20 protein-coding genes, 3 tRNA genes and 2 pseudogenes are annotated in these 21,637 nt (G+C 71.2%); 8 read left to right on the forward strand and 17 right to left on the reverse strand.

Annotated features, from left to right (window positions below; translation table 11 throughout):
- Both AB0M88_RS43195 and AB0M88_RS43200 read left to right on the forward strand, forming a co-directional pair.
- The coding region (locus AB0M88_RS43195; RefSeq protein ID WP_364112273.1) for a hypothetical protein at positions 1–200 on the forward strand (200 nt) is incomplete at its 5' end.
- A gap of 11 nt (positions 201–211) precedes the next feature.
- Positions 212–568 carry a nuclear transport factor 2 family protein gene (locus AB0M88_RS43200; RefSeq protein WP_364112275.1) on the forward strand — a complete coding sequence of 119 codons (357 nt, stop codon included), beginning with the start codon at positions 212–214 and terminating at the stop codon, positions 566–568.
- Between the two features lie 14 nt (positions 569–582).
- Here the strand turns inward: AB0M88_RS43200 and AB0M88_RS43205 are convergent, their stop codons facing one another.
- The 5 genes from AB0M88_RS43205 to AB0M88_RS43225 all read right to left on the reverse strand — a co-directional run bounded on the left by AB0M88_RS43205 (position 583) and on the right by AB0M88_RS43225 (position 3,875).
- Complete coding sequence (locus AB0M88_RS43205) at positions 583–1,248, reverse strand: response regulator transcription factor (RefSeq protein WP_364112277.1); 666 nt, start codon at positions 1,246–1,248, stop codon at positions 583–585.
- A complete protein-coding gene (locus tag AB0M88_RS43210) occupies positions 1,245–2,456 on the reverse strand; it encodes a histidine kinase (RefSeq protein WP_364112279.1) in 1,212 nt (403 codons plus the stop codon). The genes AB0M88_RS43205 and AB0M88_RS43210 overlap by 4 nt, the downstream gene beginning before the upstream one ends.
- 25 nt (positions 2,457–2,481) lie before the next feature.
- Positions 2,482–2,640, reverse strand: a complete 159-nt coding sequence (locus AB0M88_RS43215) for a hypothetical protein (RefSeq protein WP_364112281.1) — start codon at positions 2,638–2,640, stop codon at positions 2,482–2,484.
- Positions 2,637–3,260 carry a M15 family metallopeptidase gene (locus AB0M88_RS43220; RefSeq protein WP_364112283.1) on the reverse strand — a complete coding sequence of 208 codons (624 nt, stop codon included), beginning with the start codon at positions 3,258–3,260 and terminating at the stop codon, positions 2,637–2,639. Before AB0M88_RS43220 ends, AB0M88_RS43215 begins: the two co-directional genes overlap by 4 nt.
- Positions 3,261–3,341: 81 nt before the next feature.
- Complete coding sequence (locus AB0M88_RS43225) at positions 3,342–3,875, reverse strand: N-acetyltransferase (RefSeq protein ID WP_364112285.1); 534 nt, start codon at positions 3,873–3,875, stop codon at positions 3,342–3,344.
- Positions 3,876–3,907: 32 nt separating this feature from the next.
- Between AB0M88_RS43225 and AB0M88_RS43230 the strand changes: the two genes are divergently transcribed.
- Positions 3,908–4,468 carry a GrpB family protein gene (locus AB0M88_RS43230; protein ID WP_364112287.1) on the forward strand — a complete coding sequence of 187 codons (561 nt, stop codon included), beginning with the start codon at positions 3,908–3,910 and terminating at the stop codon, positions 4,466–4,468.
- On the opposite strand, the gene AB0M88_RS43235 is transcribed toward AB0M88_RS43230, so the two are convergent.
- Positions 4,465–5,391 carry an NAD(+)/NADH kinase gene (locus AB0M88_RS43235; RefSeq protein WP_364112289.1) on the reverse strand — a complete coding sequence of 309 codons (927 nt, stop codon included), beginning with the start codon at positions 5,389–5,391 and terminating at the stop codon, positions 4,465–4,467. The genes AB0M88_RS43230 and AB0M88_RS43235 overlap by 4 nt on opposite strands.
- Positions 5,392–5,465: 74 nt before the next feature.
- Positions 5,466–5,780: pseudogene (locus AB0M88_RS43240) on the reverse strand (DDE-type integrase/transposase/recombinase); the annotation flags it as partial.
- Between the two features lie 409 nt (positions 5,781–6,189).
- On the opposite strand from AB0M88_RS43240, the pseudogene AB0M88_RS43245 reads away from it, so the two are divergent.
- Positions 6,190–6,943 (forward strand): annotated as a pseudogene (locus AB0M88_RS43245) (transposase).
- Between the two features lie 207 nt (positions 6,944–7,150).
- On the opposite strand, the gene AB0M88_RS43250 reads toward AB0M88_RS43245, so the two are convergent.
- Together AB0M88_RS43250 and AB0M88_RS43255 are read right to left on the reverse strand one after the other, a co-directional pair.
- A complete protein-coding gene (locus AB0M88_RS43250; protein WP_364112291.1) occupies positions 7,151–8,656 on the reverse strand; it encodes a glycoside hydrolase domain-containing protein in 1,506 nt (501 codons plus the stop codon).
- 78 nt (positions 8,657–8,734) lie between these two features.
- The gene (locus AB0M88_RS43255; protein ID WP_364112293.1) at positions 8,735–12,661 is read right to left on the reverse strand and encodes a bifunctional nitrate reductase/sulfite reductase flavoprotein subunit alpha; all 3,927 of its coding nucleotides are present in this window, start codon (positions 12,659–12,661) and stop codon (positions 8,735–8,737) included.
- Positions 12,662–12,768: 107 nt separating this feature from the next.
- Here AB0M88_RS43255 and AB0M88_RS43260 point away from each other — a divergent pair, with 107 nt between their 5' ends.
- Together AB0M88_RS43260 and AB0M88_RS43265 are read left to right on the forward strand one after the other, a co-directional pair.
- A complete protein-coding gene (locus AB0M88_RS43260) occupies positions 12,769–13,326 on the forward strand; it encodes a class I SAM-dependent methyltransferase (protein ID WP_364112295.1) in 558 nt (185 codons plus the stop codon).
- Between the two features lie 76 nt (positions 13,327–13,402).
- Positions 13,403–14,443, forward strand: a complete 1,041-nt coding sequence (locus AB0M88_RS43265) for an MBL fold metallo-hydrolase (protein ID WP_364112297.1) — start codon at positions 13,403–13,405, stop codon at positions 14,441–14,443.
- Positions 14,444–14,535: 92 nt separating this feature from the next.
- Here the strand turns inward: AB0M88_RS43265 and AB0M88_RS43270 are convergent, their stop codons facing one another.
- On the reverse strand, positions 14,536–15,606 hold the full coding sequence (locus tag AB0M88_RS43270) for an aldo/keto reductase (protein ID WP_364112299.1): 1,071 nt from the start codon (positions 15,604–15,606) through the stop codon (positions 14,536–14,538).
- Between the two features lie 250 nt (positions 15,607–15,856).
- Between AB0M88_RS43270 and AB0M88_RS43275 the strand changes: the two genes are divergently transcribed.
- Positions 15,857–17,137, forward strand: coding sequence for a helix-hairpin-helix domain-containing protein (locus AB0M88_RS43275; protein ID WP_364112301.1), 1,281 nt, complete (start codon positions 15,857–15,859; stop codon positions 17,135–17,137).
- Between the two features lie 292 nt (positions 17,138–17,429).
- On the opposite strand, the gene pstS is transcribed toward AB0M88_RS43275, so the two are convergent.
- From pstS to AB0M88_RS43290, 3 genes are all read right to left on the reverse strand, one after another.
- Positions 17,430–18,470 (reverse strand): phosphate ABC transporter substrate-binding protein PstS, encoded by a 1,041-nt coding sequence (pstS, locus tag AB0M88_RS43280; protein WP_364112303.1) that lies wholly within the window; start codon positions 18,468–18,470, stop codon positions 17,430–17,432.
- Between the two features lie 11 nt (positions 18,471–18,481).
- Complete coding sequence (locus AB0M88_RS43285; RefSeq protein WP_364112305.1) at positions 18,482–19,771, reverse strand: hypothetical protein; 1,290 nt, start codon at positions 19,769–19,771, stop codon at positions 18,482–18,484.
- A gap of 97 nt (positions 19,772–19,868) precedes the next feature.
- Entirely contained in the window at positions 19,869–20,213 is a 345-nt protein-coding gene (locus AB0M88_RS43290) for a hypothetical protein (RefSeq protein ID WP_364112307.1), read from the reverse strand.
- Between the two features lie 188 nt (positions 20,214–20,401).
- On the opposite strand from AB0M88_RS43290, the gene AB0M88_RS43295 reads away from it, so the two are divergent.
- Entirely contained in the window at positions 20,402–20,614 is a 213-nt protein-coding gene (locus tag AB0M88_RS43295; RefSeq protein ID WP_364112309.1) for a hypothetical protein, read from the forward strand.
- 3 nt (positions 20,615–20,617) lie between these two features.
- Here AB0M88_RS43295 and AB0M88_RS43300 read toward each other — a convergent pair.
- The 4 genes from AB0M88_RS43300 to AB0M88_RS43315 all read right to left on the reverse strand — a co-directional run bounded on the left by AB0M88_RS43300 (position 20,618) and on the right by AB0M88_RS43315 (position 21,560).
- A tRNA-Glu gene (locus AB0M88_RS43300) sits at positions 20,618–20,693 on the reverse strand.
- 27 nt (positions 20,694–20,720) lie between these two features.
- Positions 20,721–20,793, reverse strand: a tRNA-Leu gene (locus tag AB0M88_RS43305).
- Positions 20,794–20,810: 17 nt separating this feature from the next.
- Positions 20,811–20,883 (reverse strand) — tRNA-Leu (locus AB0M88_RS43310).
- Positions 20,884–21,143: 260 nt separating this feature from the next.
- On the reverse strand, positions 21,144–21,560 hold the full coding sequence (locus AB0M88_RS43315; protein WP_364112311.1) for a VOC family protein: 417 nt from the start codon (positions 21,558–21,560) through the stop codon (positions 21,144–21,146).
- Positions 21,561–21,637 lie beyond the last annotated feature (77 nt).

Here is a 21,637-nt window from a genome sequence, read left to right on the forward strand (position 1 = left end):
CCACCGAGGTGGCCGAGCGGATCGCCGGCCTGCTGCCGGAGGACTTCGGCGCGCACCTCACGCTTGCGCTTTACCACTTCGCGTACGGCGGGGACCGCGCCCGCGCCCACGAGGCCGTCCGCATCGCGCTCCGGCTGCGCCCGCGGGACCCCGAGGCGTACGCCCTGTGGACCGCGCTCGAAGAGCGGCGGGCGGCATAGGATCGGCCGTCATGAGCTCCGTTTCCGATCTGCTGGCCGCCAACCTGCACGACGTCTTCGGCAACCGGGACGCGCCCACCCGGCGGGCCGCGGTCGAGCGCACCTACACCGAGGACGTCACCTTCGCCGACCCCGAGGGCAGCGTCGCCGGGTGGGACGCGGTCGAGGAGAAGGCCCGCGGGCTGCTCGAGAAGACGCCGGCCACCTTCGTCTTCGCCGAGGAGGGCCGCCGCTACGCCGGTCCCGGGACGGGCGCGCTGGCCTGGTCGTTCGGCCCCGAGGGCGGCGAGCCGGTGGCCCGCGGCATCGACATCATCACCGTCCGCGACGGCCGGATAGCGGCATTGGTGACGATCCTCGCGGCCTAGGGTCTGTCCTGGCGCTACGGGACCAGGCCGTGCTCGTGGGCGAAGACGACGATCTGCACCCGGTCGCGCAGGGCCAGCTTGCGGAGGATCGCGCCGACGTGGGTCTTCACTGTCGACTCGCCGGCGAAGATGTCGGCGGCGATCTCGGCGTTGGACAGGCCGCGGGCCACCGCCGCGAACACCGCCCGTTCCTTGTCGGTCAGCGTGAGATATTCGTCCGGGACCGGCGTGGGCGCCCGGAACCGGGCCTCGACCAGCGTGGTCAGGTCGCCCGGCGCGAGCACGGCGTTGCCGGTGTGCACGCTGCGGATGGCGTCGCGCAGCATGGCCGGCGTCGCGTCCTTGAGCAGGAACCCGCTCGCGCCGTGCCGGATCGCGGCCGCGGCCCGGTCGTCGAGGTCGAACGTGGTGAGGACCAGCACGCGGACCGGCCGGGCGCGCTTCGCCACCCGCGCCTCGGTGAGGATCTGCCGGGTCGCCTCGACGCCGTCCATCTCCGGCATGCGCACGTCCATCAGCACGACGTCCGGGGTGAGCCGGTCTACCAGGCCGACCGCCTGCCGGCCGTCGTCGGCCTCGCCCACGACCTCCATGCCGTCCTGGGCGTCGACGATCACGCGCAGGCCGGCCCGGAAGAGCTTCTGGTCGTCGGCGAGCAGCACCCGGATCGGGTCGGTCACCGGCGCACCTCCGGGATCGTGGCGGTCGTGGCGAAGACTTCGCCGCGGCGTACGAAAGCGAGCCGGCCGTCGACGGCGCGCAGGCGTTCCGCCATGCCGGTGAGCCCCCGACCCGGGGTTACGGAGGCGGCGTCGCCGGCGACACCGTTACGCACCTCGATGACCAGCTGATCGCCGGACCAGTCGCGCCGCACGACGATCGCGCTGTCGCGGCGGCCGTGGCGAATAGCGTTGGTCAGCATCTCCTGCAGCACCCGGTAGGCGATCTCGGCCCGCTCGGCGTCGAGCACGACCGGCGAGCCGGCCTGGGTCGACAGCACCTCCCGGCCGCCGGAGCGTACGCCCTCGAGCAGCCGGTCGAGGCCGTCGGCGCCGACCTCGTCCCGGGTCGCCGCGAGCACCCGGCGGATGTCGCGCAGCGAGGTGCGGGCCGAGTCGGCGACCGTGGCCAGCGTGACCTTGAGCGCCGCCGGGTCCTCGTCCGGCAGGTACTGGGCCGATTCGGCCTGGGCGAGGATGACGGCCAGCGAGTGGCCGACCACGTCGTGCACGTCGCGGGCGAGCCGGGCCTGCTCGGCCCGGAGCCGGGCGAGCTCGCTGGCCTGTTCGCGGGCCGCCGTCACCTGGGCGATCTCGGACGCCGCGACGGCGGCCTCGGTCGCCGCCGACGCGCGCACCCGCACGACCAGGCCGAGCAGCCACGGAACGGCGAGCAGCAGCAGGCCGAGGACCGCGGCGGTGATCTGCAGGTGGCCGCCGAACTGGTAGCCGAGCTGCAGCAGCCACTGGACGCCGGCGATCGGGGCGACCGCGCCGGCCACGCTGCCGCCCAGGAAGGCGACGACCACGGCGGCGCCGACCGGCACCGAGAGGGCGCCCATCCAGACGACCAGGGGCAGGCCCCAGCGGGCAGTGCCGTATAGGACGGCCAGATCGGCGGCCTGGATGACCATCACCGGGGCCTGATATTCGACCAGCACGGTGCCGAGCACCTCGAGCAGGACGCTGAACCAGACGACCATCAGGGCGAGGCCGGGCGCGCGGCGGCTCAGGGCCACGGCGACCGCGGTGGCCAGGATGACGACGAGCGTCGCGGTGGCCGGGCCGCCCGAGTAGCGCCAGTTCGCGCTCGTCTCGCCCAGCCCCAGGACCAGGACGATCAGGCCGGCCACCGCATCCGGGGCCCAGCGGCGGACGACGGCGTTCACGGTGTCATGCGAGCACGGACGGCCGTCACCGGCGCGCCCGGTCGCCGGTCTTCCCGGCAACCCGGGTCAGCGTCACGCTTGTGGTGCGCCCCGAGCCCTTCAGCGCCTCGGCATCGGTCAGGACGAGGGTGACCGTGAGCGGTCCGGTGGCCGCGCGGCCGTTCCGGTCGAGCGCCGGCCTCATCGGGGGATCGCCTCGGTGACCGGGCCGAAGAGGGCGGCCGGGGCGCCGGTCATCAGCGCCCAGTAACGGTCGCCGTAACTCCAGTGCCACCACTCGGTCGGGTAGTTCACCAGGCCGGCGCTGCCCAGCACGCGGGCCAGCAGGGTGCGGTTCTCGCGGGCGGCCACCGAGATGTTGCCGGCCGCGAAGTAGCAGGCGCCGTCCGACTGCTCGGGCGTCGCGTCCACGGCCGTGCCCATGTCCAGCTCGTCGCCGTCGGGGGTGGTCAGCGTGAGGTCGACGGCGGCGCCGGCCACGTGCGGGGCGACGTCGACCGGGGAGACGAAACGGCTGGTCAGCTCGTGCAGCTCGGCGTCGCCGGCGTGCGGGTGGGCGATCCGCAGTTCGGCCCGGTAGCGGGCGATGATCGACTCCTGGTCGGCGACCGAGCGGTGGCCCTCGATCACGCGCAGCCGCACCCCGATGGGCAGGGCCTGCTGGGCGAATCGCAGGCGGTCGGCGAGGTCGGCGCGGACCGGCGCCCGGGCCGGTCCGAAGGCGGCGGCCAGGCGCACCAGCGGGACGCCCTCCTCCCGTACGGGAACCGCCGCGACCCTCGGGTCGCAGAGCAAGATCGTCATGGTTGTCGACGATCGTCGCACCGGGCGCCCGGCCGCCTCCCTCTCGGGTGCCGCGGAATAGTCCTCAGGTATCGCCACATCTCACCGAAGGCCGACGCAGTCGTAGTCCCAGAACGTCTGCGAATAGACGAACGTGCCCGTCATCCACGGCTCGGCGGCCGGCAGCCGCACCACCTGGAACGCCACGTCGGGGATCCGCAGCGACGGCTTGCGGAAGCCTTCCCCGCCGGCCGCCACGAAGCCCAGCCGCGAGTAGTACGCCGGATCGCCCTCCAGGAACACCAGCGGGACACCGCGCTCGCCGACCCGGCGCAGACCCTCGCGGACCAGCGCCGTGCCGATCCCCCGGCCCTGCCAGGCCGGACGGACCGCGAGCGGGCTCAGCGACACGACCTCGACCAGCCGCCGCGGCGCGTCGAGCAGCGACCGGCTGAACATGATGTGCCCGACCACCTCGCGCTTCTCGACGGCCACGAGCGACAACGCCCCGGGGTCGTCCCGGCGCAGGGCGTCGACGAGGTCGGCCACGGTGCGGCCGTGCTCGCCGCCGAACCCGGACCGGTGGACCTCGGCGATCGCCGGCCGGTCACCCGCCTGCTCGATACGAAGGTCCATGGGCGGCAATGTAACTGATAGGTTCCACGGCCATGTCTCTCGTCGTCCCCTACGACCCGGCCTGGCGCGACCGGGGCGTGGCCCTCGCCGCCGAGATCCGCGACGCGCTCGGCCCGCTCGCGGTGCGGGTCGAGCACATCGGCAGCACCTCGATCCCCGGCATGGCGGCCAAGCCGCTCTACGACCTGCAGGTCAGCGTGACCGACCTGGAGGAGGCGGCCGCGGCGTTCGACAAACCGCTGGCCGGCCTCGGCCTCGGCCGCCGCCCGTGGGAACGCGACCACGTCCCGGCCGGCCACGACGACCCGCCGTCGCGGTGGGCGAAGCGGCTGTGGAGCCGGTCCTCGCCGCCCGAGCCGGTCAACCTGCACTGCCGGGTCGCCGGGTCGCCGAACGAGCGGCTCGCGCTGCTGTTCCGCGACTGGTTCCGGGCCCACGAACTGGCGATCCCGGCCTACGCCCGCTTCAAGGAGTCGCTGTCGTCGGCGGTCGGCGACGACATGGACCTCTACACGGACGTCAAGGACCCGGTCGTCGACCTGGTCGTCGCGGTCGCCGAGGAATGGGCGGCGGTCACCGGCTGGACGGCCTAGAACTCCTCGAGCTCCTTGGCCCGGTGCCGCAGCTCCGGCGGGATCAGCTCCAGCAGCTGGTCCCGGCGGAGCGGCAGGTCGAGAAGGCTCAGCTTGATCCGGCTGCGGCTCGCGTGGGCGCTCGCCGAGAACCGTACGACCTGGGCCGCGTCCGCCCGCATCGTCGCCTCCAGCCGGTCACCCGGCCGCACCTCGCCGGCCTCCGTCCCGTCGACGTCGACCACGCCGGGCGAGCTGTCGTCGGCCACGGTCAGCGCGATCCGGTCGCCGGCGCCGAGGACGACCGCCCGGCCGATGCCCGACATCGGCGCGACCGGCGTGATGACCAGCGCACCCGACGACGGCGACAGCACCGGACCGCCGGCGGCATAGTTGTAGGCCGTGGACCCGGTCGGCGTGGCCACGATGACGGCGTCGCTGCGGTAGTAGCCGTACTGCAGGCCGTTGACCTCGAGGTCGATCGAGACGGCGCCGCGGCCGGGCCGGCTGACCACCACGTCGTTGAAGGCATAGTGGGTGCGGTCGGTGGTGAGCTCCAGGCAGCCGTACTGCTCGACGGTGAAGTCGCCGTCGGCCATCTTGTCGAGCGCGGCCGGCAACTCGGCCGGCGCCACCTCGACCAGGAACCCCAGGTTGCCGTGGTTGACCCCGAGCACCGGCACCGGCCGCTCGGCCATCAGCCGCATCGCGCCGAGCATCGTGCCGTCGCCGCCGAGCGCGATCAGACCCTGCACCTCGCGGAGGAAGGCGTCCTCGGACACGATCTCGACGCCGGGCGGGACGCGGTGACGGTCGGTCTCGCGGGCCAGCACCCGAAGCGGGTGCCCCTGGGCGAACGCGAGGATGGTCTCGAGGGACTTGTCGACCGGCTTCACCGGGTGGAGCACCAGGCCGATCACGCCGATGAGGACCCCGGAACCCATGCCGACCACCCTACCGGCCCGCTGACCCGCCGCGTTGCCACCGCGACAGCTCCCGGACGCCGGCCTTGTCGGGTCTCGCGTTTGAAGCTGGCGTTGAACGACTCGGCGAGTGCGTTGTCGGCGGAGCTACCGACCTTGCTCGTCGACTGCCGGACCCCGACAGCTTCGCAGGCGGCGGCGAAGGCCCTCGACGTGTATCGGGTTCCGTGATCGGTGTGCATGATGGCCCCGTCGAGGCTGCCCCGAGTCCGCTGGGCGGCGTCCAGGGCGGCGATGATCAGATCGGTGCGCATGTGGTCAGCGATGGCCCGGCCTGCCAGGCGGCGCAAGCGCAGGTCGATGACGGTAGCCAGGTAAAGGAACCCGCGTTCACCGACCGGCAGATAGGTTGCGCACCGTGGGTGCCGTCATTGACCGCCGGCACCGCCCGGATCCGAACGGCGAGGGCCGCGTCCGCCGCGTCCCGAGCAGCCCGCGCGGGCGCAAGATCCCAGGATCAAGTGTCCTGTGATGATGTTGGAGCGCCGTCCGGAGGGCGGGATCTGACCCGCAAGTGTCCCGGCCGATAAGTGCCATGATCTTGATCTGTCGGTCCTGGTCTCCGGACGGTGCTTGCTGCCGCCGGACCGGCAGGGTGTGTCCCGATAGGGGCCTTGCCGCTAACAAGGCACCGTCACAGGTCTGACCTTCCCGCCGGTCCGGCGACGGCCATTCGCATCCCGAGCCGTCAGGAGCCGAACAACATTGTCCAGCATCGTCCAGCAGGGCCCCACCGGTCAGCCCACCAACGGCGTCGAGGTGGTCCTGGGCGTCGATACCCACAAAGACACCCATACCGCGGCGTCGTTACCCGCCACGGCGCGCTGCTGGGTGTCCGCCAGTTCACCACCAACGCCGCTGGCTACGCCGCGATGCTCGAGTGGGCGATCAGCCACAGACGGCTTCACCAGGCAGGCGTGGAAGGCACCCATTCCTACGGCGCAGGGCTGACTCGCCATCTGCACGCCGCCGGCATCGACGTCCTGGAAGTCAACCAGCCCGACAAAGCGAACCGGCGTCGTCGCGGGAAGACCGACGCCCTCGACGCCGAGGCCGCAGCCCGGGCCGTGTTGTCCGGCAGGGCTACCGCGACGGCCAACGAACTGGTCAAACACCTCACCGCCGCCGTGAGCGCCAGCGCACCCGACCTACTCGAACGCCGCGGCGTCGGTCCCGACACCGCATCCGCCCTGCTCCTGGCCGCAGGAGACAATCCGCAACGACTCACCGACGAGGCGGCCTTCGCCGCACTCTGTGGTGTCAGCCCAGTCGAAGCCTCCTCCGGCGAGACCCGACGCCACCGCCTCAACCGCGGCGGCGACCGCCACGCAAACTGGGCCCTGCACACCATCGTCATCAACCGGCTGCGCTGGGACACCCGCACCCACGACTACGCTGCCCGCCGCACCGCCGGGGGCAAACCCGCCGCGAGATCATCCGCTGCCTCAAACGCTACGTCGCCCGCGAAATCTTCACCCTCATCACCAACAGCCGACAGCCATCCACCTCTTGACATGCATAGGGGCATCAAGATCAGGGGGCAAGCCACCATCAGTGGCGTCACCTCTGTCCACCCGAGAACGGGACGGCCGGGCCGGCCGGCGGACACACCTCAGTGCGGCCGCTGCCACGCTCCTATCAGGTCACGCCGGTCGGCCCTGACCACCGATGACCCGCACGACGCGGCAGCACTCACCCTGACACTGACCGCGAACCTTCATCAGGCGAGTACGCGCGGGTAGTTGACCCATCCGGAGCCGATCTGGCGGGAGTTCGCCCCGGTGAACGGCCGGGTCGAGCTGGCCTGGTAACCGTTCTGGTAGAGCAGCATGGTCCCGTCCGCCTCGATGCCGACCAGGTCGGTGTATCCGTCGCCGGTGACGTCGGCGCCGACGATCTGCGTGAAGTTTCCCCAGCCGTTGCCGATCTGGTAGGACGACGTCGCCGTGAACGGTGTCGTGTGGCTGGTGGTGTACCGGTTCGGATAGAGCCACAGGGTGCCGTCGGTCTTCAGCGCGACCAGGTCGGTGTATCCGTCGCCCGTGACATCGGCGCCGATGACCTTGGCGAAGTTGTTCCAGCCGGTTCCGATCTGGTAGGACGACGTCGCCGTGTACGGCGTGGTCCCGTTCTTCGTGTTCGGATAGAGGACGAGTTCGCCCGTGGACCGGATGCCGATGAGGTCGGCGTACCCGTCGCCGGTGACGTCGGCGCTGAGAATGGTGGCGAAGGTGTCCCAGCCGTTGCCGATCTGGGCCGACCCGCTGTACGCATCGCCGTTGTCGCGCATGTAGTTGTTGGCGTAGAGCCAGAGCGTGCCGTCCGGGCGCATCGCGACCAGGTCGGTGAAACCGTCGCCGGTGACGTCGGCCGGGACGATCCGCGGATAGTTGTCCCAGCCGTGGCCGATCTGGCGGTACTCGGCGTAGGGCCGCCCGTCGTCCCGCACGATGTTGTTGGGGTAGAGCCACATCGTGCCGTCGGCGCGCACGGCGATGAGGTCGGCGTACGGGTCGCCGGTGAGGCTGGCGCCGGCCGGCTTGCCCGGGGTGACCGCCCCGCCCCACTGGCCGTAGTCGGAGACTTCGGCCTCGTCGCGGTCGCAGTCCTCGCCGTCGACGGTGATGCCGTTCTGGACCTGGCGAAGCTGGGCCCGGGAGTCCCATTGGCCGCCGGACCAGGCGTACGTCTGCCAGCCGAACGTGATCTTGCCGGCGTCGAACAGCCGTTTGATGACGTAGTAGCCGCCGTACGCGCCGGTGCGCCCGCGGCCGAGGACCGAGGCGACGCCGTCCATGTAGTCGTTGATCGCGCCCTGCTGGGCCTCGGTGGCGTCGAAGTCGACGCTGAAGTAGATGGGCCGGGTGGAGGGCATGCCGACCGCGGTCGCCTGGCGCTGGGCCTCCTTGGCGTGGGTGACACCGGTGGCGTACCCCTTGAGCGCGTCGTCGGCGACGTTCTCCCAGTTGATGACGATGCTGATGCCGGCGGCCCGCAGACTGTCCGCCTCGCTCTTGTTGATGTTCTTGCCGGTCGTGTTGTAGCTGACGTACCGGCAGACGAAGCGGTAACCGTCGGCTTTGATCACATCCGGGTCGGGCCGGCCGAACGAGTAGTCGATTCCCGTGGCGACGGTGGCCGCGAACGCGCCCCGGCCGAGAGTGAGCGCGCCGATTCCGGCGCCGCCGATGGATGTGATGAAGGCGCGCCTGGTGGTCCCTTTCATTTTGTGCTCCCCCGTGGAGTGATTTTTTCGCACGTTGGCACGGGGAATTACATGTGTCAATACCTGAACGGTCGCCGATCAATAGACGTCCCGTAGGTAGCGTTTGTCGGCGATCATCTGCTTTACGTACAGATCGGCGTCTATGCGACCGTGTTGGGTGACGATGTCGCGGAGGGCGGCGTCGACGTCGCGCGCCATGCGGCCGGCGTCGCCGCAGACGTAGAACTGGGCGCCGCCGGCCAGCCACGACCAGAGGTGGGCGCCGTGTTCGCGCATGCGGTCCTGCACATAGACCTTCGTGCGCTGGTCGCGGGAGAACGCGAGGTCGAGCCGGGTCAGCGTGCCGTCGGCCCGCATCGCGGCCAGTTCGTCGGCGTAGTAGAAGTCGGTGTCGCGGCGCTGTTCGCCGAAGAAGAGCCAGTTGCGGCCGGTCGCGCCGCGGGCCCGGCGCTCGTGCAGGAAGCCGATGAACGGCGCGATGCCGGTACCGGGACCGACCATGATCATGGGGGTCGAGGGGTCGGCGGGCGGGCGGAAATGCGGGGCCCGCTGGACGAAGACCGGGGCGTCGACCGCGGTGTCGGCCAGGAAGGCCGAGCAGACGCCGCGACGGTTCTGGCCGAAGCGGACGACCGACACCGTGAGGCTGACTTTCGACGGATCGGTGAGCGGGGACGACGATATCGAGTAGAGCCGGGGCTGGAGTCGTTTGAGGATGTCGGCCCATTCCTGGGCGGCCGCTTTCACCGGATATTCGGCGAGCAGGTCGACGGCCTGGCGGCCCCACATCCATTTCGCCAGTGAGCCTTTGTTGTCCGGCCGCAGGAGGGTCTTCAGGGCGGCGTCCTGAGTGCGGTCGGCCAGGAAACGCAACAGATCGGGCGTGATCCGGGTGATGTCGAGGTCGTTGGTCAGCGCTTCGCGCAGGGATACCTCGGCGCCGCCGACCGACACGATCTGGTCCGGCCGCAATGCGGTCCGGGCGAGCCATTCATCGACGACATCGTCCGCGTTGCGGGGCCGGATGCCGAGGGCGTCGCCGGCCTCGTAGGAGAGCACCCCGGCGGTGTCGAAAGTGAACCGGCGGACCTCTTTGGCCGAGCCGGGGCCGCTCAACAACTCGTTGCCGGTCAGGGCGGCCAGCATCGGCGACGCCTTGGTGGGTCCGTTCAGAGTGGCGACGACGCGGTCGAGCCAGCGCCCGGCCGCCTCCTCGAAATCGGGTTCGCAATCGACCCGCGCGGTCAGCCGGACGGCACCCAGTTCGGCGAGACGCTCGTCGAGCCGGCGGCCGTGCCCGCAGAAGTCGTCGTAGCTCGAATCGCCGAGGGCCAGCACGGCGAAACGGCGGCCGTCGAGACGCGGCGCATCGTCTCCGGTCAATGACTGCCAGAAGCCGGCGCCGTTGTCCGGGGCGTCGCCGTCGCCGAACGTGCTCGTCACGATCAGGACATCGCCGTCGGCGCCGAGCACATCGGCCGCCGGCGCGTCCATCGGCTGCACTTTCGCCGGCCGTCCGGCCTCGGCCAGCCGCCGGCCTACGGCCTCGGCGAAACCTTCGGCATTCCCGGTCTGCGAGGCCCACAGGACCCGGAGGTGCCGGGTCGCGCTTTCCGGCTGTACGGCGTTCGCCGCCCCGTTGTCACGAAACTGATCGGTTCCCGGCCGCGCGAGTGAGCGAACGCCTCCGAGAAAGCCGTTCAGCCAGGCCGCGTCCTCCCGTGAGAAGGGGGCATCGACCGGTAGCCGCACCCCTTTGGCGGCCAGGAAGCCGGACAGGTAGTGCTTCTGGACGTCCGACAGTTGAGGGGCCACCGCCGGGAGGGCGAGCTCCCGGGTGACAGTGCCGGCGAACGTGTCGTCATCCGGCGGATCCGGTGGGGCGGCGACGGTCACTTCCCGTACCGGATGAAGCGGTGTCGAAGGCACCGCCTTGACCGAAATCGCACAGACCTTGAGCTCGGGCTGATAGGAGATCGGGTCGACGGCGTCGTTGGTGACCGCATTGACGCTGACGTATTCGCCGAAGAGGTCGTTCCAGTGGAACGGCGCGAAGCAGTTCCCGGGCCGCACCCGGTCGGTGAGAACGGCCGGGAGAACGGCGCGCCCCCGCCGCGACGCGAGCTCGACCGCGTCGCCGTCGGCGATTCCCAGCGACCGCGCGTCCTCCGGATGAATCTCGACGAACGGCCCGGGGTGGAGTTTCCGCAGCTTGTCGATCTTCCCCGTCTTGGTGAGCGTGTGCCAGTGGTGTTGCAGCCGGCCGGTGTTGAGGACGAATGGGTAATCGTCGTCAGGCAGTTCCGCGGCCGGCAGATGCGGGCGGGCGTGAAAGATCGCCTTGCCGCTCGGGGTGGGGAAGCGCAGGCCCTCCGAGGTTCGGTAACGGATCGGGTTCCGCGGCCCGGCGCCGGCCGTCGCCGGCCATTGCATCGGGTGCTCCAGCAGTTTCTCGTAGGTCGCGCCGGACAGGTCATATCCCGTCTGCGGGTTCGCGAACTGCTTGATCTCCTCGAAGATCTCCTCGGCGCCGCGGTAGGAGAAGTCGGCGGCGAACCCCAGTTCGGCCGCCATCCGGGCGATGAGAAGCCAGTCCGGCAGCGCCTGCCCGGGCGGCGGGGACGCCGGATGCACCAGCGTCAGGCCGCGCTCGGAGTTGATCATCACGCCGTCGGTCTCCGACCACATCGCGGCCGGCAGCACGAAATCCGCATAGGCGTTGGTCTCGGTCTCGGCGAACGCGTCCTGGGTGATGACCAGCTCGGCCGCCTCCAGCCCGTCGATCACCGTGCGCCGGTTCCCGACCGACGCGACCGGGTTCGTGCAGATGATCCAGCACGCCTTTATCTCGCCGGCCGCCATTCGCTCGAACATCTCGACCGTGCCCCGCCCGGCCGTTTCCCGGATCGTGCCCGGAGGCAGTCCCCACACCCGTTCCGTGAACGCCCGGTCGGCCGGGACGAGCACCGACCGCTGCCCGGGGAGTCCCGGTCCCATGTAGCCCATTTCCCGGCCGCCCATCGCATTGGGCTGCCCGGTGAGGGAAAACGGGCCGCTCCCGGTACGGCAGATCGCGCCGGTCGCCAGATGGAGATTGCAGATCGCGTTCGTGTTCCAGGTGCCGTGGGTGCTCTGATTGAGGCCCATCGTCCACAGCGAGACCCAGTTCCCGGCCGCCCCGATCCACGCGGCCGCCGTCCGCAGATCGTCCTCCGCAATCCCGGTGATCGACGCGACCACGGCCGGCGGATAGTCGGCCAGCAGCGGCTCCAGCGCCTCCCACCCTTCGGTGTTCGCGTCGATGAAACCCTGATCGATCTGTCCGTTCTCGACCAGCAGATGCAGAAGGCCGTTGAGGAGCGCCAGATCGGTTCCGGGCCGGACCGGCAGATAGAGATCGGCCTTGTCGGCGGTGGCCGTCCGGCGCGGGTCGACGACGATCAGCTTCGCGCCCGCCCGGACCCGGTCGAGCAGCCGCAGGAAAAGGACCGGATGGCAGTCGGCCATGTTCGCGCCGACGACGAAGAACACGTCGGCGTGGTCGAGGTCGTCGTAGGAGCCGGGCGGCCCGTCGGCCCCGAGCGACAGTTTGTATCCGGTGCCGGCGCTCGCCATGCACAGCCGCGAGTTCGATTCGATCTGATTGGTCCGCAGGAAGCCCTTGGCCAGCTTGTTGGCGAGGTATTGGGCCTCGAGGGTCATCTGCCCCGAGACGTAGAGCGCGACCGCATCCGGCCCGTGTTCGTCGACAATCTTCCGGAGCCGTTGCGCGGCCTCGGAAATGGCGTCGTCGACGTCGACCTCCGACGACCCGCGAAGGGCCTTCGTGAGCCGGCCCGGCGCGGCCAGCATCTCCGCACTCGTCGCCCCCTTGGTGCACAGCCGCCCCCGGTTGGCCGGATGGTCGCGATCCCCCCGCACCCGGGTGACCCGCCCCCGATCCACCGAGAGCACCATCCCGCACCCCACCCCGCAGTACCCGCAGACGGTCCGGATCTCCCCCACGACCGCGACGTTATGGACGCGCGATTTCCGGCCGGTCACTGCAGAATGCGTACGCGGTCACCAACCTCTCACCGGGTGACCGAGTTCGATGTGAGGAGCCGACCCCCATGTCCCTGGTCCAGGCCGCCCTCGACCGCGCCGAAGCGGCCGGGTTCACCATCTCCAGCGAGCCGCCGGCCGGTGCGCTGCTCGCCGTACTCTCCGCGGCCGTGCCGCCCGGCGGCCGCATCCTGGAGATCGGCACCGGGGCCGGGGTGGGTCTGGCCTGGCTCGTCGAGGGTCTCGGCGGCCGCACCGACGTCGAGGTCCGCTCGGTCGAGCGCGACCCGCGGCTCGGCGCGCTGACCGCGGCCGCCGACTGGCCGGAGAACGTCACCCTGCACGGCGGCGACGTCCTCGAACTCTTCGACACCCTCGGCACCTTCGACCTGATCTTCGCCGACGCCCAGGGCGGCAAGTCGCACGGCCTCGACCGCACGATCGCCGCCCTCGCCCCGGGCGGCCACCTCCTGGTCGACGACATGGCGGCCGACCAGGAGCAGATCGCCCGCGTCCGCGACACCCTGCTCGCCCACCCCGGCCTGACCGCGGTCGAGCTCCCCTGCGGCACCGGCCTGATCCTGGCCACCCGCAACCGCCAGGAAAATGGCGCCGGCGTCGCGTGACGGTCGCGGGCCAGCGGGTAACCACTCCCGCCGGTATCCTGATCATCGTCGATCACCAGGAACTGGGGCATCGCACGTGGAGATCACCGGAACCGCTCAGTTCGATGCCTGGCAACGCCGGGTCCCGCCGCCGGTCGAGGAGGTGCGCCCCGGCCTGTGGTCGATCCCGGTCCCGATGCCGCACAACCCACTGCGCTACACGCTCTGCTACGCGTTCACCGGCCGCGACGTCGTCATCGTCGACCCGGGCTGGGATTCTCCCGATGCCCGCGCCGCCCTCACGGCCGGCCTGACCACGGCCGGCACCTCGCTCGACGACGTGACCGGGATCGTCCTCACCCACATCCACCCCGACCACCACGGGCTCACCGGCTGGGTCCGCTCGGCCTCCGGCGCCTGGGCCGGCATGCACCCGGCCGAGGCGGCGACCCTCCCGGCGCGACTCGACCACCACTACCGGGACGCTTCCGCCGACCGCGCCTGGCTCATCCGGGCGGGAGTGCCGTCCGACGAGATCGACGCGCTGGCCATCTCCACCGACAGCCTCGACGCCCTGCGCCGGTTGGCCTCCCCGGACCGCCTGATCGAGGACGGCTCGCTGCTGCCGATCCCCGGCCGCGAGGTCCGCGCCATCTGGACGCCCGGGCACACGCCGGGCCACCTGTGCCTGCACGACGCGGCGGCCGGCGCCCTGCTCACCGGCGACCACCTCCTCCCCCGCATCACGCCGAACATCGCCGCCAAGGACGACACCGACGGCGACCCGCTCGGCGACTACCTGACATCGCTGGCGAAATTCACGGCCTTTCAGGCCGAGGAGGCGCTTCCGGCGCACGAATACCGGTTCCGCCTGCTCGACGTACGCGCGAAAGCCGTCGCCGACCACCACGAGGCCCGTTCCGCCGAGGTGATCGCGGCGGCCGCCAACCTCGACTTCCCGACCGCGTGGCTGATCGCCGGAGCACTGACCTGGTCGCGCGGGTGGGCGTCGCTGAACGGCTTCCTCCGCCGCATGGCGCTGGGCGAGACGATCGCCCACCTCAACCACCTGACGGCGGTCGGCGCGCTGCTCCCCTCCCCCGACTCACCGATCCACTGGCATCCGGCCGTGCCCTGACCTCGCGCGCCGTCCCAGGCCGGCCGCGCCTCAGCTCGCGCCGTCGCAGGCCGGCTGTGCCTCAGCTCGCGCCGTCCCAGGCCGGCTGTGCCTCAGGTTCGCGCGCCGTTCCAGACCGGACCGGCGAAGCTGGCCGGCCGGTCGCCGATGCCCAGGCCGGGGCTGACGATCCACGACTGATATTCCGGCGTGAACATCGAGTAGAGCTTCGGCACGTCCGGGGTGCTGGCCTCGTCGAGCCGCCGCCGGGCGTCCTCGGGGATCACGAAGTCGAGCGCGGCGAGGTTGCCGTCCAGCTGCCCGGGGCCGCTGGCGCCGATCACCAGCGAGGAGATGCCGGGCTGGGTGGCCGCCCAGTTGAGCGCCACCTGGGCCATCGGGCGGCCCAGCCCCTCGGCGACCTCCCGCACCGCGTCGATCACCTGCCAGTCGCGCTCGCCGATGTCCGGGTCGCCGAGCCGTCCCTCGCCGCCGCCGGTCCGGCGGTATTTGCCGGTCAGCAGGCCGCCACCGATCGGGCTCCACGCGGTCAGCCCGATGCCCAGGGTCTGGGCCATCGGCACGAACTCCGGCTCGACGCCGCGGGCGAGCAGGGAGTACGGCAGCTGCACGGTGACGACCGGCGTGAGCCCGTGCGCCTCGGCGTAGCTCTGGGCGCGGGCGGCGTACCAGGCCGGGACGTCGGAGAGGCCGGCGTACCGGATCTTGCCGGTCCGCACGAGATCGTCGAAGGTCTGCATGACCTCCTCGACCGGGGTGATCCGGTCCCAGGTGTGCAGCAGGTAGAGGTCGAGGTAGTCGGTGCCGAGCCGGCGCAGCGACGCCTCCAGCGCCCGCACCATGTGCTTGCGGCCGTTGCCGCTCGCGTTCGGGTCGGACGGGTCGATCGTGTTGGTGAACTTGCTGGTCAGCACCAGCCGCTCGCGGTTGCCCGCCTGGCCGATCAGGCGGCCGAGGATCCGCTCGCTCTCGCCCGCGGTATAGAAGTCGGCGGTGTCGACGAAGTTGCCGCCCGACTCGACATAGCGCCGGAAGATCGGCTCCGCCTCTTCCTCGCTCTTCCCGTACGCGGCGTGAAACCCGTCCACCCCGAAGTTCATGGTGCCCAGCGCGAGACGGCTGACCCGCAGCCCCGAGCGCCCGAGCAGGTAGTAGTGGTTCATAGTGTCTCCTCGATTTTGAACCGTACGGTCCAGACTAGTGGACTATGGGGTCCAAAACCGTCGGATGAGATGACGGCCACCCCGGGCGGCCGGCGGGCGCGTCGTACGAGGTGATGCGGTGCACACCCGACTAGGCTGCCGCACAGCGTCGCGGCCGGTGTGCCGTTCGGTCCACCCTGATGGTGCGCAATCTCGGGGATGTGCAAAGCTGCGCGCTTACATCAGCATCTCTATGTCCCGGAGGCCCGACGTGGCATCAATAATCTTCCTTGTCGCCGGGCTGGTGATCGGCCTGATCGCCGGCTGGTTCATCTGGGGAAGAAGCCGCAGCTCAACCCCGGCCGCGGCCACCCCCACGCCCGCGACCCCGGTGACCACGCCGTCCGGCGACGAGACCGTGCCCACGGCCGACCTGGCCGCGGCCAGCCCCGACGCCGCCGACACCGCACTGCTCACTCTGGACGCCGAACCGGCCGGCGACACCACCGCCGTCATCAGCACCGAGCCGGCCGACGCCCCCGCCGACTCCGACCCGACGGCCGCCACCCAGGTCATCACCGCCCCCGACGCCGACGCCACCCAGGTGGTCACGCCGGCCGACGCCGAGGCCGCGGCCGCCACCCAGGTGGTCACCACGGAGTCGATCCCGGTCGAGCCCGAGCCCGTGGCGACCGAGCCCGAGCCGGCGGTCACCGAGGCAGCCGCCGCCGACGCCGCCACGGTCGAGCCCACCACCGCCGACGCCATCGCCACCGAGGCCGTCACCGAGGACGAGCCGGCCGCGGCCGCAGCTCCCGTCACGCTGGTCGCCGAGCACGAGCCCGCCACCGGGGAAAGCACGCCGGCCACCGGCCCGGTCGCAGCCGAGGCCGCCGGCGCCGACGCCGCCACCGCCGTGTCAGCCGCCGCCGAAGCCGCCGCTGACAGGCCCATCGCTGATGAACCCGTCGCCGCAACGCCGACCGCCACCGAGGCAGCCGGTGCCGGTGCCGCCAGCGCCGTGTCAGCCGTAGAAGCCGGCGACGCGCCCATCGCTGACGAGGCCGGCGCCGCAACGCCGACCGCCACCGAAGACGCCGGTGCCGACGCCGCCACCGCCGTGTCGGCCGCCGCCGAGTCGGCCGCCGCCGAGTCCACGCCCCTCGACGAGCCCGTCGCCGCCGGCACCATCCCCGGGCAGACCTCGGCCGCCGGCGCCCCCGAGTCGACCCCGGCGCCCACCGGCACCACCGGCTCCGACGCGACGGTGGCCGTGCCGGTCCCGGGCGCCGCCGAGTCCGACGTGGTCCAGGCCGCCCCGGTCCCGGCAGCCGTGGCCGTGGCCGAGCCCGACGACCTCACGAAGATCCCCGGCATCGGCCCGAAGATGGCCATGGCCCTGGCCGTAGCCGGCATCACCACCTACCGCCAGCTGGCCGACACCGACGTGGCCGTCCTCCGCACCGCGATCACCAGCGCCGGCATGCGCGTGGCCCCGACCCTGCCGACCTGGCCCGAACGCGCCAAGGCCCTAGCCGAAAACGCCGCCTGACCAACCGTTTCCACCCCGATGCCCCGGCCCACAAAGCCGGGGCATCGCCGTGTCCCGCCCAGCGGCCGGTCCCGTCAAAGCCGCTTCGTCTGTGGAGGTCCTCAAAGGACGGTCGAGCAGGAGGAATCGTGAACCTGACTGGAGGCGTCAGCATTCGCGCCGGCAAAGGCTCGGGTTGGCTGAGGAATTGAAGCTGTCCACATAGGATGCGCGGCGCTCATTGCGGTCGGCCGGCTCAACCTGCGCGGCGCGGACCACGAGCGGTGTGGGCCGGCCGCCGGGCGGTAGACGGCTAAGCGAGGCCGGCGACCGACGTCGCGACCTTGGCCCGCAACGCGTCGGGCAGGGGTGCGTAGCCGAGCCGGGTCGCCGCTGCTTGGCCGGCCGGGCTCACCGCGTACGAGAAGAAGCTCTTCACCAACGGCCCGGCGCCCTTCGCACAGACGATCTCGTAGGTGACCAGGACGATCGGGTAAGCGCCCGCGCGGGCCGTCTTGTAGTCGAGCGCCAGCTCGAGGTCGCTGCCGGTGCCCACGATCCGCGCGCCCGCCACCTGGGCCGCCGCCGCCGAGTCGGTCAGGGCCACGAAGTCGCCGGCCGCGTTGCCGACGAGGGCGGTCGGCAGTTCGTGGAAGCGGGCGTACGAGGCCTCGACGTAGCCGATCGCGCCTTCGGTGCGTTCGATCGCCGCGACCACGCCGTTGCTGCCCTTGGCTGCGGTGCCGCCGGGCGCCTTCCACGTGCTGCCGCTTCCGGATGGCCAGGGCGACGTGCCGGCCAGGAACTTCGTGAAGTTGTCGGTGGTGCCCGAGCTGTCGGAGCGGTGCACCGTGCGGATCGGCGTGGTCGGCAGCACGGCGCCCGGGTTGTCGACCGCGATCGCCGGATCGTTCCAGGCCGTGATCGTGCCGCCGAAGATGCCCGCGATCGTGGCCGGCTTCAGCCGCAGGTCGTCGACGCCGGCCACGTTGTAGGCGAGCGCGATCGGCCCGACCACCATCGGCAGGTGCAGAGCCGGGCCGCCACAATGAGCTTGCGCCTGCGATGCGAAAACGGCCGACAAGGCCGAGTCGGAACCCGCGAAGTTGCCCTGCCCGCCCACGAACGCGGTGACGCCGGCTCCCGAGCCCACCGCCCCGTAGGAGATCGCCGCGCCCGAGCACGCCACCTGATAGTTCTTGATCCAGCTCGTGACGGCGGTCGCCTGGGCCGACGAGCCCTGCCCGGCGATCGAACCGGAGGCGCACGCGATGGGCGCGGCCGCCGCGGGCTGCCCGGCGTCGCAGGCGGCCAGACCGAGCAGCCCGACGAGGGCCAAAGCTCGCAGTTTCATCGGAGTCCCCCTCACCGGTATTCCGCGAATCGCCGCCGGACGCCCAGCGGCACCAGCACCAACACCAGCACCGCCACGCCGAGCGGGATCTCGGTCCAGCCGGTGAGCAGCGTGCGGGTGCTGTGCAGGGAGTCGTCGAAGGCGGCCTTGCGCGCGGTCGCGATCTGGTCGACCGCGTCGTCGAAGTAGGAGAAGTCGAAGGCGGCGTCCCCGCGCCGGATGCCGGTCAGCGCGGCGACCGCGTCGTTCCGCTTTCCGGCGTCGGCCAGCCCGATGATCTTGTCGTTGTCGCGCTGGTAGGCCGCCCACCGGTCGAGCGCCGGGCCCGGGGGCAGCGCGCCGATGATGGTCTCGCCGCCCGGGCCGCACGCGCCGCCCTTGGTCAGGCAAGCCGACTTCGCGGCGAAGTCCTGTTTGTAGTAGGCCAGTCCGCCGCTGATCAGGTAACGGCTGGTGTCGGCGGCCGCGTCGTAGCTGACCGCCCGGGCCTGCGACAGCGCGAGGTAGGGCGTCAGGCTCTGCTCGCGGGCGTCGCCGAGTTTCTGGCCCTGCAGCGCGAAGACGATGGCGGCCGGCCCGGCCAGCGCGATCGTCAGGATCGTCGCGATCAGCAGCGCCGGGTTGAACGTCCGCCGGAACCGCCGCGCCATCCACACCTGCATGGCCAGCAGCATCACGAGCAGAACCGCGCCGAGGCCCAAGGCCACGGCGATTCCCCACCGCTGCGTGGTCTGCTTCTGGGCGTACGCGCGGTCGAGCCGTTCCTGGCTCGCCTCCCGCAGCGTCTGCGCACCGGGCAGGAGCCGAAGGTGCAGCACGTTGGTCGCCTGGGTGTAGAAGCCGTGCTTGTCGCCGGTGGTGGCGAGCGCCTGCCAGACCCGTTCCCGGTAGACGGCGAGGTCGTCGAGCAGGGCCAGCGATGTCGCCCGGTCGGACGAGGCGCCCAGCAACTGCTGAAGGTCGGCGTCGATCTGGGTGCTGCGGTCGCGGTAGGTCGCGAGCGCGTCGATCTGGGTGGCGGCCAGCGAGTCGTCGTCGCCCGACAGCACGAGCCGGGCCACCTGGGCGTCGAGGTCGCTGAGGCCGAAGTAGAGATCGGACGCGGTGGCCGCCCGCGGCGCGGCGTCGTCGCCGATGATGCGGACCTGGCGCTGGGTCTGGGCCATCAGCACCGAGGTGGCGGCGAACAGCGCCACCGCGACGATCACGACGAGCGCGGTCCACAGGCGCAGACGGGCCGGGGTTTCGGGGCGCACGGCCCGATCGGCAAGGTTTCTGGTCGCCTCTAAAACTGCGGGCACGGCGTCACGGTAATGCACGCCGGCAATTGCCTAGCAGGCACCGGGCGACAATTCCGCGGATTCGCCATACGTTCATTTTGAATTCGCCGGCGACCGGCTAGACGGTGACCTGTCGTAACCGTTGGTGAGGGACGCCGGCGGCGGTCAGCTGCTCGACGATCAGTGGGCCGGGGTTGTGCACGAACACCGCGACCTGATGGTCATCGCCCATCCCGCAGGCGGCCGCGACGGTTCCGAGGTTGATCGGGTCGAGCGCGGGAACGTCGGCCAGGTCCAGGATCAGGCGCAACGGCCGGACTTTTCGGACGGTGTGGACGAGGACCTGCCGCAGTTCGACCGCCGTGTCGAGACCGACCTCCCCGTGCGGGGCGATCACAACGCTCCCGTCGGCGCTGGTTCGCACCTCGAGCACCGAGCCGCGCATAGGCACATCCTTCGTCACGAGGCTCACTCTTCGTCACCGGACGTTCAGTTGCTCGACCACTGTACGACGCAAATCGGTGTGCGTCGACAGCGCCATGAAAACGGTTACCGGACCGGTCGAAAGAACGGTTATCGGCCCGGCCCGGCCACGGGTTGCTCCAAGATGAAGAGCGTTCGTTCACAGCACGGTCACCGGAGCAAGCCACCATGACTCTCGAAGCGCAACACGACATCTCCGTCTACGTCCAGCATCTGATCGACGATCACCTCAACGCCATGCAGGGAATCCGGGACCGGATGCGGCACAGCGCGAGAACGAGCCCCGGGGGCCGCCGCTCGGTCGCGCTCGAGAGCATCACCCTGGCCGAGGAGTACGCGGCCAGCCTGGCGCACGCGCTCACCCGCGACCCGATCCTTTAGCAGCAGCGCGGACGGGATTCGAACCCGCACGTGTCCCGGGTGAAAGCCGGGCGACTCTACCTGTTTCGTCCACCGCGCCATGGCCGGCTCCGAGGAGCCGGCCGCGTACCCGGGGCGCGATTCGAACGCGCACTGTCGCCGTTCTGAGCGGCGGGCCTCTGCCGTTGGGCTACCCGGGCCTGGTGTTGCCGGTGCGTGCCCTCGGCGCGATTCGAACGCGCACCACCGACGTTCTCGACGTCGTGCCTCTGCCGTTGGGCTACGAGGGCGCTGCGATGGGGGACGAGCGGTTGCGGGGCCGAGCGATCTCGGGGACGGGCGGTTTCGGGGACGAAAAAGCCGCCCTCCCGGTCGGTGACCGGGAAAGCGGCTCGCGTGCGTCGTCTAGAACGTCAGCGTAGGCGCCGGCCCCGGTCGGGCCGCTCTTCGAGCAGCCCGAGCCGACCCAGCAGCCGGAGCCGGGTGGCGGTCGTGGCGAAGCGCGTCATGCCCGCAACGGTACGGGCGCCCGCGCCGGCCCTCAAACCATTTATCCGACGAACACGCAGAACGGGTGCCCGGCCGGGTCGGCGTAGACCCGCAGCGGCTCGTCCGGGTCGTCGCTCCGGTCGAAGAGCAGCTTCGCCCCGAGCCCCAGCGCGCGCTCGTGCTGGACGTCGAGGGCCTCCGTGTCGGGCACGACGGTGTCGAGATGGAACTGCTGCGGGATCGTGCCGTCCGGCCAGGTCGACGGGGTGACCCCGGTCGTCTGTTGGAAGGCCAGCTGGATGCCGCCCGGGTTGCGCAGCACCAGCCAGTCGGCGCCCCGCTCGTCCGGCGACCCGTCGGCCGGGATCTCGTCGCCCTCGCGGTAGGTCAGCCCGAACATCTGGCGGTAGAACTCGGCCAGGCCCCGCGCGTCGAGAGTGTCGAGTACGACCTGGCGCACCGTGGGATAGGTCTCCATCGACCCAGGAAACCACCGCTCGTTCTGTCCCGCACGCCGGACGTCGTCGCCGCCGCGGCCGGCCGTCCCGCCTATGC

Origin of the sequence: Actinoplanes sp. NPDC051411, assembly GCF_040682075.1 — a bacterium.
Lineage (GTDB): Bacteria > Actinomycetota > Actinomycetes > Mycobacteriales > Micromonosporaceae > Actinoplanes.

Coding starts and splice junctions, on each gene's coding strand:
- AB0M88_RS43315 (WP_364112311.1), bottom strand. CDS start 21,560: ATGGAGACCTATCCCACGGTGCGCCAGGTCGTACTCGACACTCTCGAC.
- AB0M88_RS43230 (WP_364112287.1), top strand. CDS start 3,908: ATGTCTCTCGTCGTCCCCTACGACCCGGCCTGGCGCGACCGGGGCGTG.
- AB0M88_RS43295 (WP_364112309.1), top strand. CDS start 20,402: ATGACTCTCGAAGCGCAACACGACATCTCCGTCTACGTCCAGCATCTG.
- AB0M88_RS43220 (WP_364112283.1), bottom strand. CDS start 3,260: ATGACGATCTTGCTCTGCGACCCGAGGGTCGCGGCGGTTCCCGTACGG.
- AB0M88_RS43260 (WP_364112295.1), top strand. CDS start 12,769: ATGTCCCTGGTCCAGGCCGCCCTCGACCGCGCCGAAGCGGCCGGGTTC.
- AB0M88_RS43225 (WP_364112285.1), bottom strand. CDS start 3,875: ATGGACCTTCGTATCGAGCAGGCGGGTGACCGGCCGGCGATCGCCGAG.
- pstS (WP_364112303.1), bottom strand. CDS start 18,470: ATGAAACTGCGAGCTTTGGCCCTCGTCGGGCTGCTCGGTCTGGCCGCC.
- AB0M88_RS43200 (WP_364112275.1), top strand. CDS start 212: ATGAGCTCCGTTTCCGATCTGCTGGCCGCCAACCTGCACGACGTCTTC.
- AB0M88_RS43250 (WP_364112291.1), bottom strand. CDS start 8,656: ATGAAAGGGACCACCAGGCGCGCCTTCATCACATCCATCGGCGGCGCC.
- AB0M88_RS43235 (WP_364112289.1), bottom strand. CDS start 5,391: ATGGGTTCCGGGGTCCTCATCGGCGTGATCGGCCTGGTGCTCCACCCG.
- AB0M88_RS43270 (WP_364112299.1), bottom strand. CDS start 15,606: ATGAACCACTACTACCTGCTCGGGCGCTCGGGGCTGCGGGTCAGCCGT.
- AB0M88_RS43215 (WP_364112281.1), bottom strand. CDS start 2,640: ATGAGGCCGGCGCTCGACCGGAACGGCCGCGCGGCCACCGGACCGCTC.